This window comes from Sphingopyxis sp. DBS4, from assembly GCF_024628865.1.
Classification (GTDB): domain Bacteria; phylum Pseudomonadota; class Alphaproteobacteria; order Sphingomonadales; family Sphingomonadaceae; genus Sphingopyxis.
This window is the reverse complement of sequence record NZ_CP102384.1, coordinates 508,131-520,140: the sequence shown is the minus strand read 5'-3', so window position 1 is coordinate 520,140 and position 12,010 is coordinate 508,131. Positions and strand designations below refer to the sequence as shown.

At 65.8% G+C, this 12,010-nt stretch carries 12 protein-coding genes; 3 read left to right on the top strand and 9 right to left on the bottom strand.

Going from position 1 to position 12,010, the window contains the following annotated elements; all coding sequences use genetic code 11:
- Positions 1 to 64: 64 nt before the first annotated feature.
- The gene (locus NP825_RS02495) at positions 65 to 1,630 is read right to left on the bottom strand and encodes a long-chain-fatty-acid--CoA ligase (RefSeq protein WP_257548115.1); all 1,566 of its coding nucleotides are present in this window, start codon (positions 1,628 to 1,630) and stop codon (positions 65 to 67) included.
- On the opposite strand from NP825_RS02495, the gene NP825_RS02490 reads away from it, so the two are divergent.
- Complete coding sequence (locus NP825_RS02490; RefSeq protein ID WP_374046520.1) at positions 1,593 to 2,768, top strand: 5-methyltetrahydropteroyltriglutamate--homocysteine methyltransferase; 1,176 nt, start codon at positions 1,593 to 1,595, stop codon at positions 2,766 to 2,768. The two genes, NP825_RS02495 and NP825_RS02490, sit on opposite strands and share 38 nt — an antisense overlap.
- Before the next feature lie 109 nt (positions 2,769 to 2,877).
- Here the strand turns inward: NP825_RS02490 and NP825_RS02485 are convergent, their stop codons facing one another.
- The 6 genes from NP825_RS02485 to NP825_RS02460 are packed head-to-tail and all read right to left on the bottom strand — an operon-like array spanning position 2,878 to position 9,555.
- The gene (locus NP825_RS02485) at positions 2,878 to 3,570 is read right to left on the bottom strand and encodes an alpha/beta fold hydrolase (protein ID WP_257548112.1); all 693 of its coding nucleotides are present in this window, start codon (positions 3,568 to 3,570) and stop codon (positions 2,878 to 2,880) included.
- Positions 3,570 to 4,490 carry an NAD(P)-dependent oxidoreductase gene (locus tag NP825_RS02480; RefSeq protein ID WP_257548110.1) on the bottom strand — a complete coding sequence of 307 codons (921 nt, stop codon included), beginning with the start codon at positions 4,488 to 4,490 and terminating at the stop codon, positions 3,570 to 3,572. Before NP825_RS02480 ends, NP825_RS02485 begins: the two co-directional genes overlap by 1 nt.
- The gene (gene eno, locus NP825_RS02475) at positions 4,487 to 5,785 is read right to left on the bottom strand and encodes a phosphopyruvate hydratase (RefSeq protein ID WP_257548108.1); all 1,299 of its coding nucleotides are present in this window, start codon (positions 5,783 to 5,785) and stop codon (positions 4,487 to 4,489) included. The genes NP825_RS02480 and eno overlap by 4 nt, the downstream gene beginning before the upstream one ends.
- Complete coding sequence (locus NP825_RS02470) at positions 5,782 to 6,762, bottom strand: phosphotransferase family protein (protein WP_257548106.1); 981 nt, start codon at positions 6,760 to 6,762, stop codon at positions 5,782 to 5,784. Before NP825_RS02470 ends, eno begins: the two co-directional genes overlap by 4 nt.
- 1 nt (position 6,763) lies before the next feature.
- Positions 6,764 to 7,897, bottom strand: coding sequence for a lysophospholipase (locus tag NP825_RS02465; RefSeq protein WP_257548105.1), 1,134 nt, complete (start codon positions 7,895 to 7,897; stop codon positions 6,764 to 6,766).
- A 23-nt stretch (positions 7,898 to 7,920) separates the two neighbouring features.
- The gene (locus NP825_RS02460; RefSeq protein WP_257548104.1) at positions 7,921 to 9,555 is read right to left on the bottom strand and encodes a long-chain-fatty-acid--CoA ligase; all 1,635 of its coding nucleotides are present in this window, start codon (positions 9,553 to 9,555) and stop codon (positions 7,921 to 7,923) included.
- A 148-nt stretch (positions 9,556 to 9,703) separates the two neighbouring features.
- Between NP825_RS02460 and NP825_RS02455 the strand changes: the two genes are divergently transcribed.
- Entirely contained in the window at positions 9,704 to 10,138 is a 435-nt protein-coding gene (locus NP825_RS02455) for a MarR family winged helix-turn-helix transcriptional regulator (protein WP_257548103.1), read from the top strand.
- Here NP825_RS02455 and NP825_RS02450 read toward each other — a convergent pair.
- Complete coding sequence (locus NP825_RS02450; RefSeq protein WP_257548102.1) at positions 10,135 to 10,710, bottom strand: NADPH-dependent FMN reductase; 576 nt, start codon at positions 10,708 to 10,710, stop codon at positions 10,135 to 10,137. The genes NP825_RS02455 and NP825_RS02450 overlap by 4 nt on opposite strands.
- A gap of 74 nt (positions 10,711 to 10,784) precedes the next feature.
- Positions 10,785 to 11,291, bottom strand: coding sequence for a MarR family winged helix-turn-helix transcriptional regulator (locus tag NP825_RS02445; RefSeq protein ID WP_257548101.1), 507 nt, complete (start codon positions 11,289 to 11,291; stop codon positions 10,785 to 10,787).
- A 127-nt stretch (positions 11,292 to 11,418) separates the two neighbouring features.
- Here NP825_RS02445 and leuD point away from each other — a divergent pair, with 127 nt between their 5' ends.
- The gene (gene leuD / locus NP825_RS02440; RefSeq protein WP_257548100.1) at positions 11,419 to 12,003 is read left to right on the top strand and encodes a 3-isopropylmalate dehydratase small subunit; all 585 of its coding nucleotides are present in this window, start codon (positions 11,419 to 11,421) and stop codon (positions 12,001 to 12,003) included.
- The last annotated feature ends 7 nt before the right edge of the window (positions 12,004 to 12,010 follow it).

The window sequence follows — 12,010 nt, the reverse complement described above, 5'->3', positions numbered from 1 at the left end:
GAATGCGCGCGCGGCGCAAGCCGAAGCGAACCGCCGCGGGCATCGCGGCCCTAGGGTCCTGACCCTATCCCACCGCGCGGTCGCGGCCTTCCCAATAGGGTGCGCGGAGCTCACGGCGAAGCACCTTGCCCGACGGGTTGCGCGGCAGCGCGTCGATGACGTCGACGCTCTTTGGCGCCTTGTAGGCGGCGATGCGCTCGCGCGCCCAGCCGATCACGGCGGCGGCGTCGATCTCGGCGCCGGGTGCGGGTACGACCAGCGCCTTGACCGCTTCGCCCCATTTGTCGTCGGGGACGCCGATCACCGCGACGTCGGCGATGCCGGGGCAGCCCATGATCGCGCTCTCGACCTCGGCCGGATAGACATTCTCGCCCCCCGACACGATCATGTCCTTGATCCGGTCGTGGACGAAGTAAAAGCCGTCGGCGTCGCGATAGCCGACGTCGCCGGTACGCAGCCAGCCTTCCACCACCGTCTCGGCGGTCGCTTCGGGGCGATGCCAATATTCCTTCATCACGATATCGCCGCGGATCGCGATCTCGCCGATCTCGCCGTCACCGAGCGGCCGGCCATCAGCGCCCAGGATCGCCATTTCGGTCTGCGGCCACGGCTGACCGCACGAAGTGAGCTTACCCGGCAGGTCGTGCGCGGTCGGCGAGAGATAGGAACCGCCGCCCGAACTTTCGGTCATCCCATAGAATTGCACGAAGTCGCAGCCGAAGACCGCGCGCGCGCGGCGCAGCACGTCCTCGGCGATCGGCGAGGCGCCATAGGCGATCGAACGGAGCTGCGAATAATCGCCCGCCTCCGCCCCCGGCTGCTGGAGCATCATCTGGATCATCGCCGGAGCGAGGAAGGCGTGCGCGACGCGCTCGTCGGTCATCATCCGGATAGCATCGGCGGCGGCGAAATCCTTGACCAGCACGAGCCGCCCGCCCTGCGCGAGGCCCGAAAAGCTGACATTGGTACCCGCGACGTGGAACAGCGGCATGACGATCATCACCGTCTCGTCCTCGCCATAAGCGAAGCCGTCGACTTCGGTCGCCATCTCGAGGAAGCGGCGGTAATTTTTGTTCGCAAGCACCACGCCCTTCGGCCGCCCCGTCGTGCCGCTGGTGTAGAGCTGAAGCACGTCGTCGCTGAGCTGCGGTTCGTCGGCGGGCGCGGTCGCCGCCGCCTCGCCGAGCCACGCATCGAGGCTCTCGAACGCCGGATGTTCGCCATAGAGCGCGACCAGCCGCGGCGGCGCGGCGAGATCGGCGACCGCCGCAAGCGCGAGGTCGAAGAAATCCTCCCCGACGAACAGCAGTTTCGGCGCGGCATCGCCGAGGATGAAGGCAATCTCCCCGGCCGCGAGCCGGCAGTTGACGGGGGCAAGGCAGGCGCGCGCCCGCGCGGTGCCGAAGAAGAGCGGATACCATCCGTCGTAATTCTTGCTCAGCACCGAAACACGGTCGCCGGGCACGACCCCCGAGGCGAGCAGCGCGTTCGCCACGCGGTTCGACCGCGCGTCGAGCTCGGCAAAGCTCGTTTCGCGTGTCCCGAATTTCACCGCGACCGCATCGCCGCGCTTCCGGGCCTGCGCCGCCGGAATGTCCGCCAAGGTCCGGATCGCGTCCAGATCGATCATTTCGCTCTCCCTCGCCGCTGTTTCGCTTGAATTAGATAGAATACTAAGTAAATATAGGCCAGCCCAAAAATCGAGAGGATTGGCCTTGTTCGACCACCCCATATTGCCCACGACGATCGTCGGAAGCTACCCCCAGCCCGACTGGCTGATCGACCGCGAGCGATTGAAGGCCAGCCTGCCCCCGCGCGTCCGCGCCGAGACGCTGTGGCGCATCCCCGAACCGTGGCTCGCGGATGCGCAGGAGGCCGCGACGCTGATGGCGATCCGCGATCAGGAAGAGGTCGGCATCGACATCGTCGGTGACGGCGAGATGCGCCGCGAAAGCTATTCGAACCGGCTCGCGACCGCCTTGTCGGGGATCGACACCGAGAAGCACGGCACCGCGATCGACCGCACCGGCAATGCCAATCCGGTGCCGCTCGTCTCGGGCCCGATCCGCCGCATCGCGCCGATCGAGGCGCAGGATGCCGCTTTCCTCCGCCGCCATTCGACCAAGCCGGTGAAGCTCACGCTGCCCGGCCCGTTCACGATGACGCAGCAGGCGGAGAACGGCTATTATCCCGACGCGCGGTCGCTCGCGATGGACTATGCCGACGCGGTCAATGCCGAGGTCAAGGATCTGTTCGCGGCGGGCGTCGATGTCGTCCAGCTCGACGAACCCTATCTTCAGGCGCGCGCGGCCGAAGCGAACAGCTATGCGATCGAGGCGATCAACCGCGCGCTCGACGGCGTGGGCGGCACGACGGCGCTGCACATCTGCTTCGGCTATGCGATGGTCCACCACGGCGCGGGCGCTACGGGGCCGAAACCCAAGGCCTATGACTTCCTCGCCGAGCTCGAGGCGTCGGCCATCGACGTGATCTCGATCGAGGCGGCGCAGCCGGGGCTCGACCCCGCGATCCTCGCCGAACTGCCGACCAAGACGATCATGTACGGCGTGCTTGACCTGTCGATCCCCGAGGTGGAAACGCCCGAGGTGGTCGCGGGCCGCATCCGCGAGGCGCTGCGCTACGTCGACGCCGAACGCCTGTGGATCGCCCCCGACTGCGGCATGAAATACCACAGCCGCGAACATTCGCAGGCAAAGCTGAAAGCGATGGTCGATGGCGCGGCGATTGTGCGGGCGGAGCTGAAGTAGCCGACGGCGGACCTAAAAAATTGCTTTGTCATCCCCGCGAAAGCGGGGACCCAGGGCTGGGTCAGCCGACGCACGCTCTGGGTCCCCGCTTTCGCGGGGATGACAAAGTTTATTCGTCGATAAAATCCGTCAGCAACGGCACCACCACCTCAGGCGCCTCGACCGTCGGCAGATGCCCGGCCCCCGGCACGAGCTCAAGCCGCGATCCCGGAATCGCTTCCAATATCTCGTCATGGTGCGCGCGGCTGGTGATGCCGTCCTTTTCGCCCCAAACCAGTAAGGTCGGCACCGCGATCTCGCTGAGCCGCGGGCGGCTGTCGATGCGCGCCATGATCGCGCGCTGCTGCGCCAGGAAAGTGTCCGCGCCGGTGTCGGCCGCCATAGCCCTCGCGATACCGAGCAGCCTCTCGTCCCCGCGCTTTTCCTCGGGGAAGAGGATCGGGATGCGCTCCTCGACGACCTGATCAAAGCGGCCGCTTTCGACCAGGTCGATATAGCCCTGCCGCCGCGCGGTCTGTGCGGGGCCGTCGGCCGAAGCGAGCGTCGCGATGAGCGCGAGCTTCGCGACCCGCTCGGGCGCGCGGCGCATCACCTCGAAAGCGACAAAGCCGCCCATCGCGTGACCGATCAGGACGAATTTCGGGGGGGCATTGTCGAGCAGGCGCTGCGCGAAGCCTTCGATGCTGTCATCGCTGCGATTGTCGGCAACGATCACCTCGCGGTCGCCCCACACATCGAGCAACGGTTGCCACACGGCGTCGGTCAGAAGTTGACCGGTGATGAGGACGATGGGGAGGGACATTAAACCACCTGATGCAACAGCGCTTCGCCTGCTCTCAGGCGACGACAATTTTCGTGCGCGACCGATAGGCTGCGCGCGAGCGTTTCGGGGGTCAGCCAGGCGATATGCGGCGCGAGCACCGCACCCGGCAGGCCGAGCAACGGGTTGCCGCGCGGCAGCGGCTCTTCGGCGAACACGTCGAGCCCGGCACCGCGCAGATGGCCCGACCCCAGCGCCTCGACCAGCCGCTCCTGATCGACGAGTTCGCCGCGCGCGGTGTTCACCAGCACCGCGCCTTTCTTCATCGCAAACGGATCGATCGACGCACGCGTCTCGTCGGTGAGGGGGATGTGGAGCGAGACGATATCGCTCTCCGCCAGCAGGCGATCGAGCGGCCAAAATTCATAAGGAACCTCGCGCACGCTCCGCGCGGTATAGACGACCCGCGCGCCCAGCGCGGCGAGCACCGGCGCGAGCAACTGCGCCGAATGGCCGAAACCGACGAGCCCGACGGTGCGCCCCGCCACCTCGCCCACGCTGTCGAGTTCGGACGGGTCGGCGGTCCATCCCTCCCCGGCTCGCGTCCGCGCGTCGAAGAAGCAGGTCCGGCGGAGCACCGCCATCATCAGCGACAGCGCCATTTCGGCGACCGCCTGGCTGTTGGTGCCGGGCATGTTGCACACCGCGACACCGTGCCCCTGCGCCGCGTCGAGCGCGATCGTGTTCACCCCGACGCCGAGCTTCTGGATCAGCTTGAGCTTCGGCGCCGAAGCGATGAAATCGGCCGTCACCGGCGTCAGCACATGAAGCAGCGCGGTGATTTCGTCCGTGACGCCATCGAGCGGTGCCGCCTCGTCAACATGGACGACGACGCCGGGGCCGAAGATCGCATCGACCGCCTCGCGGAAGCCGGGGCTCGGGCGGGCGTGAAGGACGATCATGCGGCGACAGTGCCGATCGGCGCGGCAAAGGCCGAGAAGCCCGCATATTCAGCATCGGCGCCCATCGCTTCCTCGATCCGCAGCATCTCGTTCCACTTCGCCATGCGCTCCGAGCGGGTGAAGCTGCCGACCTTCAATTGCCCCGCGTCCCAGCCGGTGGCGAGGTGCGCTATGGTGACATCCTCGCTCTCGCCCGAGCGCGCCGAGACGATCGCGCCCCAGCCCCGCGCCACCGCGGCGTCGAGCGCCGCCTTCGCCTCGGTGACGGTGCCGACCTGATTGACCTTGATCAGCGCCGCGTTGCACACCGCCGCCTCGCCTGCCCGTTCGACCCGCTCGGCATTTGTAACGAGCACGTCGTCGCCGATGATCTGCACCCGCTCGCCGATCGCCGCGGTGACCGCCGCCATCGCCGTCCAGTCGTCCTGACCCGCCGGATCCTCGATCGACAGGATCGGATAGGCCTTCGCCCATTCGACGATCCGCGCCGCCATCTCTTCGCTCGTGAGCTGGCCGTCGTCGAGCGCGAGGCTGTAGCCCGAGGCGTCGCCGAACTCGTTCGCCGCGATGTCGAGCGAGATGAACACCTCCTCGCCCGCGCGGTGTCCGCTCGCCTCGATCGCCTTGGTCAGCGTATCCAGCGCATCCTCGTTCGAGGCGAAATTCGGCCACCAGCCGCCCTCGTCGGCGACCCCCGACAGCGGCCCCTTCGCTTCCATCAATTTGCCCGCGGCGCGATACACATCGTCGGTGATTTCGAGCGCGCGGCGAAAACTGCCCGCCTTCGGGCACATGACCATGAAATCCTGCACGTCGGTGCGCCGCCCGGCGTGCGCGCCGCCGCCGAAAATCTGGATTTCGGGAAGCGGCACGCGCACTCTGCGTCCCCCCGCGAGATAGCGCCACAGCGGCTCGCGGACGTCCGCAGCGGCGGCGTGGAGCACCGCCATCGACACCGCAACAACCGCATTCGCGCCGAGCCGCGCCTTGTTCGGCGTATTGTCGAGCGCGCAGAGCGCCGCATCGACCGCCGCCTGCTCGCGCGCGTCCATCCCGGCGATCGCGCTGGCGATCTCCGATCCGATCCCGGCGACCGCGCGATTGACACCATAGCCGCCGAACGCCTCGCCACCGTCGCGGAGGTCGATCGCCTCATGCGCGCCGCGCGAGGCGCCCGCGGGCGCGATAGCGCGGCCGACCGCGCCCGATTCGAGCACGACCTCGGCCTCGACCGTGGGCCGACCGCGCGAATCCCAGAGCTGGCGACCGGTAACGGAAGCGATGCGCGAAGTCATGGAAGAGTCCTTTGCCAATGGGAAACGAGCGCGTCGAGCGGCGTCGGCGCGCGCAGCAGCGCGCGCGCCTGATCGCGCACGATGCGCCGATGGTCGGGGTCGGTCAGATAAGGAGCGGGAGATTTCCCCTCGACCCGCGCGAGCAACAGCGCGGCGGTCAAATGGCCGGACCGCAGCAGCAACGCCTCGGCATCCTCCCAGTCGATACCCCTTCGATAGGCGGCGACCAATGCAGCTGCGGCTTCCTGCAGGCGGGCATCGCCCGACCACACCGCCTTGAGCAGCAGATGGGTGGTACAGAAGGCCAGATCGAACGCGGGATCACCATAAACCGCGCATTCGGCATCGAGGAAGACAGGGCCGTCGGCGCTGACCAATATGTTCTTCGGACTGACATCGCCGTGGACGAGCGCGATCTTGCGCGCGGTCAGATCGTCGGCGAGCGCGTACAGGATCGGCGCCAGTTCCGCATCCCTCTGCGCGACATAAAGGAGGAAGGGATCGACGCGGAGCGCGCGAAACATCGCATCGTTGGGGAAATCGGCGCGGTCGCTGTCGCTATGCGCCGTGGCGGCGTGAACCGCCGCGATCCCCTGCCCCACTTGTGCGGCAAAGACCGGGTCGACCCGGCCCGCCATCAATTCATCCTTCCACACCGGGCAGCCGGGCAGGAAGCGCATCGCGAAAGCGTGTCCGACCGGCAGTTCGGCGAGCACTTCGGGCGCGATGCGCGCATCGACGCCGCGCGCGCGCCGCAGCCAGCGCACTTCGCTCTGCCCGCGCTCGACCGGCGCGTGCCATTCGGCAGCGACGCGCAATTGTTCGAGCGGGCGCTTGACGACGATCGGCCCGCCCGGCGTCTCGACCTTCCAGACATCGCATGACACGCCGCCGGTCAGCGGCTCGAGGACGACATCGCCCGCACCCACCAGACCGGCGTCGCGCAGCCCTGCAACAATCTCGGCATCCGCCGTCACGTCAGAGCTTCTCCCGGATCCACGCGCCGACGAGATCGGCGGCATTCTGGCGCTCTGCGATCGAATCCTCGAAATAATGCGCGCCGGTAATCAGTTCGAGTTTCTTGTCCTTCGACCCGAGGAAGTCGAATATTTTCCGCGCATCGCTGGGGAAGACGCCGGTGTCGGCCAGCCCCTGCACGACCAGCGCCGGCGTGTCGTGCTTGGCGAGATGCGGCTGGCCCTGGCACGGCGAGGTTTCGAGGCTCCACATATTGAGCCAGGTCTTGATCGTGTTGGCGCGCCCGATGCTCGGCGTGCGGTTCGCGATCTTGGGGTCGCCGCGATAGCACCAGTTGGGCTTGCGCTCCGACGGATCGATCGCCGGATCGACGCAGCGAATGTCGCCCCAGCAGCGGAACATCGGAAAGATGCGGTCGGGGATACCCGCCGCGTTCAGACGCTGAAGCTCGGCCTTCGCCCAGTCGGTGATGCGCTGGTTGCGGGCGCGCTGCGCGGCGCGATATTTGGCAATGAAGGCTTCCGAATAGGGTGGTCCGTTGTCGGGGTTGAACGGGTCGAGTTCGGGATCGGTCAGCGTCGGGTCATTCTCGTCGATCACCGATGCGTCCATCCAGTCGGTCAGCACTTCGGGGCGCCCCTGATGCGCGTTGAAGCTGATATAGAGGTCGCCCTTCACCAACCCGGCCAGCGCATCCTGCCCGACCGAAGGCAGGCGATCGGTCAGCGTCGGCGCGATCGCCTCGGCCTGATAGGCGCCCATCAGCGAGCCGCCGCCCGAATTGCCGAGAATGACGATCTGTTCGACCCCGGCCTCTTCCTTCAGCCATTTCATGCCGACGCCGATGTCGAGCACCGCATGTTCGAGGAGAAACTGGTCCTCGACCCCGCGATAACGCGTGTTCCAGCCGAGAAAACCGAAGCCCTGCCGCGCGAAATAGGGCGCGATATAATGTTCGGAGAAATCGACGTTGTAATGGGTGGCGATGATCGCGACCTTCGGGCGCTTGCCCGCCTCGGTCCAGTAAATGCCCTGGCACGGATGCCCGCCCGCCTGGATGCGCGGCGCGGTCGGCGACACGCGTCCGATGAATTCTGCGTCCAGTGCTTCGATCCCGTTCGGGTCCACCATCATCGTCTCTCCTGATATGAATATTGTCAGCGGGTCACTTCGAAAGGCGGCGTGTAGCCGTCGAGCCCCGCGCGGATCGCCTTCTTGTCGATCTTGCCGGTCGGGCCGAGCGGGATGCTGTCGACGAACAGCACGTCGTCGGGCATCCACCATTTGGCGATCTTGCCGTCGAGCCAGGTCTTGAGGTCGTCGGCGGACGCACTCGCGCCGGGTTTCAGCTCGCACAGCAGGATCGGCCGCTCGTCCCATTTGGGGTGCGCGATGCCGACGACCGCCGCGTTGGCGACCGCGTCATGCCCCATCGCGATATTCTCGATCTCGATCGAACTGATCCACTCGCCGCCCGACTTCACCACATCCTTGGCGCGGTCGGTGATCTGCATATAGCCTTCGGCGTCGATCGTGCTGACGTCGCCGGTGTCGAAGAAACCTTCGGCATCGAGCACGTCGCCGCCTTCGCCCCCGAAATAGCCGCGCGCGATCGTGGCCCCCTTGATCATCAGCCGTCCGGGCGTCTTGCCGTCGTGCGGCAGACGATTCCCGGCGTCATCGACCAGCTTCATCTCCAGCCCGCAGAGCAGCCGGCCCTGCTTCAGCTTGTATGCCATCTGCTCGTCGTCGCCCTTCGCCGCGACCGACGCATTGGGCACCGACACGGTGCCGAGCGGCGAGGTTTCGGTCATGCCCCAGCCCTGGATGACGTCGACGCCATAATCGTCGCGAAAGGTGCGGATCAGCGATTCGGGACACGCCGAGCCGCCGATGGTGACACGTTCCAGCGTCGTGAAACGCTTGCCGTTTTCCTGCATATAGGTGAGCAGCATCTGCCACACCGTCGGCACCGCGGCGGAATAAGTGACGCCTTCTCCCTCGATCAGATTGTAGATCGATTCGCCGTCCATCCGCTGCCCCGGCAGCACCAGCTTCGCGCCGACCGCGGGCGCCGAATAGACGACACCCCAGGCATTGGCATGATACATCGGCACGACGAGCAGCACCGTGTCGCGCGCAGACAGCGCGAGCGCGTCGCGCTGCAAGGTCATCAGCGCATGGATGTAATTGGAGCGATGCGAATAGAGCACGCCCTTGGGATTGCCCGTCGTCCCGCTGGTATAGCAGAGCCCGCAGGCGGCATTTTCATCGAAGCCGCCCCATGCATAATCGGCCGGATGATTCGCGATCCAGTCGTCGAACGCGATCGCATCGAAACTCGTCTTCGGCAGCGAAGCGGCGTCGCAGAAGAAAATGACTTTCTCGATCGACGGCACCTGCGGCAGCAGCTCCTCGACCAGATCGGCGGTCGCGGGATCGGCAATCAGCAGCCGGTCGCCGGCATGACCCGCGATATAGGCGATCTGCTCCAGGAACAGCCGCGGGTTGAGCGTGTGGAGCACCACCCCCATTCCCGCCGCGCCGTACCAGGCGGCCAGATGCCGCGCGCTGTTCCAGCCCATCGTCGCGACGCGGTCGCCGGGCTTCATTCCCGCCGCCGCGAGCGCGTTCGATACCCGTTTCGCATCCTCGCGGACATCGGCATAGGTCGTGCGGGTGACGCGCCCTTCGGCGTCGCGCGACACGATCTCGCGCGTGCCGTGCCAGTTCGCGGCATGGTCGATGATCCGGTCGACCGTCAGCGGCACATTCTGCATCAAACCGTCCATGCGGTGCATCTCTCCCTCGGCTCTAAAAAGATAGTATACTAAGTATTTTGTTTTGGCAACGCCGCCCTGCCTTGCCTCGCGTCTCCCGCTCTTCTAGCGTGATCCTGTCGGCGCCCGCCGGCAACCAGGGGTATATCGTCAGCGTCGCATGCGCACCAATCAGCTTATCATCGCTCTGTTCCAGCGCTTCTGCTGGCTCGACGAGGGCCTTCAATCGCGGCTTCACGATCGCGGTTGGCCCGACGTCAGCCGGCCGCAGTCGATGGTCATGACCAATATCGTCAGCGGCATCGTGCGCCCGTCGGACATCGCCCGCAACCTCGGCGTATCGCGCCAGGCGATCCACAGCACGATCAATCAGATGATCAAGCTCGGCATGGTCGAACTCGCCCCCGACCCGGACGATCGGCGGCACATGATCGTATCGCTGACCCCGACGGGCGCGCGGATGCGGCAGGATGCGCAGCAGGCGATGGACGCGCTATCCGATCAACTCGCCGAACGGCTCGGCCACGAACGGTTCGACGCGCTGCTCGCCACGCTCGAGGCCGATTGGGGCGACAATATCGAGCGCAAGAGCTAGACGGCGAGAGCCTTTGCCACCGCGACCAACCGCGCCGCGGTCATGCCGACCAGTGTCGCGGGCAGCGCTTCGACGAGGTTGCCGTCGGCATCGAAGGCGGCATGGGCGTTGGGCACCAGCACCTGTTCGGGGATGACCAATGTCTGGATCGTCGACAGGATCTGACGCAGGTGCATCAGGCCGCGCAGTCCGCCGAACGGGCTGATCGACGCCGCCATGACCGCGCTCGCTTTGCCGCGATAGGCACTCAATGCGACGAGCGATTCGTCCCCGGTCGGGCGCGACGCCCAGTCGATCGCATTCTTGAGCAACGGCGATACCGAGCCATTATATTCGGGCGACACGAACAACAGGCCGTCCTGCGCCGCAAAGAGCGCTTTCAGCCGTTCGGCGTCGGCGGGGAAGGCATCGGCCTCGAGCGCCGCCGAATAGAGCGGCAGATCGAAAGCCGCGAGATCGATATCGGCGACGGTGGCGCCCTCCGCCTCCAGCGCCCGGATGGCGAGCCTTCCGAGCATCCGGTTGAACGAACCTTCGCGCGTGCTTCCGACGACAACCGCAATCCTGGTCAATCTTCCCTCCCCGACAAAATGATTAGAATACTAATCTGTTTCGGGACGGGACCGCAACCGCTTTGACGCAGCGATCAGGCCTTGACGTCCGACAGCGTCGACAGCTTGGCGGTTTCGTCGGCCAGATTCTCGATGACGCGCCGCATCAGAAGCCGCAGCGTCTCGACCTCCTCGTCGGTCATGCCGCGGGTCGCGACCTTGTGAACCTCGGCGTTCAACGGCGCGAGAATCAGTTCGAGCTTCTTGGCGTGCGGCGTCAGATAGATGAAGGTCTTGCGCCGGTCCTCCGCCGTCTTGGTGCGCGTGATGAAGCCCGCCTTTTCGAGTCCCTTCAGCGCCACCACCGTCGTCGGCTCGCGCATCCCCACCCGTTCGCTGAGCTCGCGCTGGGTGATGCCGTCCTCACGCCAGAGCTGGCGCAGGAAACGCCATTGCCCCGCCGACACGTCATAGGCCAGCGTGCTGCGTTCGAGCAGGCGCGAAAAGGATCGGAAAACGATGCGCGCGAGATAGCCGATGCTGTTTTCCGGGTTGGTGTAATATTCCGCCGGATACCGGAAAGACTGGTTCTTCTTTGCCAAGGACTGTCCCCTTTGCGCGAACCTTAGGGGTCTATGATTCGCGCGGCAATAGCTTCGGAGCATCGATAAGGTTGGACAAAGGCGCTGCCGTAATATACTTAGTATGCTAAGTTATAGAGAGAGATTCGTGGATAAATTCACTCGGCTGACCGCGGTAGCCGCGCCGCTGCCGCTCGCCAATGTCGATACCGACATGATCATTCCCGCGCGCTTCATGAAGGCGCTCTCGCGCAGCGGCCTCGGCCGGCATCTGTTTCAGGAGCTTCGCTACGCGTCGGACGGTTCCGAACGCGGCGCTTTCATTCTGAACGCCGCCGCATGCCGGAAGGCGAAAATCCTGATCGGCGACCGCAATTTCGGCTGCGGATCGTCGCGCGAACATGCGGTGTGGGCGCTCGCCGATTTCGGCATCCGCTGCATCATCGCGCCGAGTTTCGGCGACATTTTCTCGAACAATGCGCGCAAGAACGGGCTGCTGCTGATTCGATTGCCCGACGCGATATGCGAACGGCTGCGCGAAGAGGTCGCGCTCGCGCAATTCGCGCCGATGACCGTCGATCTCGTCGAGCAGCGGATCACGCTCGCATCGGGTGAAAGCATCGCGTTCGACGTCGATCCCGATGACCGGCGGACGCTGATCGAGGGGCTCGACGACATCGCGCGGACGATGCGGCACGAAGCGGCGATCACGCGGTTCGAGGCGATCGCCTAGGGCTGAT

Bases quoted from the DNA above. Each gene is read 5' to 3' on its own strand.
- NP825_RS02490 (WP_374046520.1), top strand. From the start codon at position 1,593: ATGTCCGCCAAGGTCCGGATCGCGTCCAGATCGATCATTTCGCTCTCC.
- NP825_RS02495 (WP_257548115.1), bottom strand. From the start codon at position 1,630: ATGATCGATCTGGACGCGATCCGGACCTTGGCGGACATTCCGGCGGCG.
- NP825_RS02485 (WP_257548112.1), bottom strand. From the start codon at position 3,570: ATGTCCCTCCCCATCGTCCTCATCACCGGTCAACTTCTGACCGACGCC.
- NP825_RS02480 (WP_257548110.1), bottom strand. From the start codon at position 4,490: ATGATCGTCCTTCACGCCCGCCCGAGCCCCGGCTTCCGCGAGGCGGTC.
- eno (WP_257548108.1), bottom strand. From the start codon at position 5,785: ATGACTTCGCGCATCGCTTCCGTTACCGGTCGCCAGCTCTGGGATTCG.
- NP825_RS02465 (WP_257548105.1), bottom strand. From the start codon at position 7,897: ATGATGGTGGACCCGAACGGGATCGAAGCACTGGACGCAGAATTCATC.
- NP825_RS02460 (WP_257548104.1), bottom strand. From the start codon at position 9,555: ATGGACGGTTTGATGCAGAATGTGCCGCTGACGGTCGACCGGATCATC.
- NP825_RS02455 (WP_257548103.1), top strand. From the start codon at position 9,704: ATGCGCACCAATCAGCTTATCATCGCTCTGTTCCAGCGCTTCTGCTGG.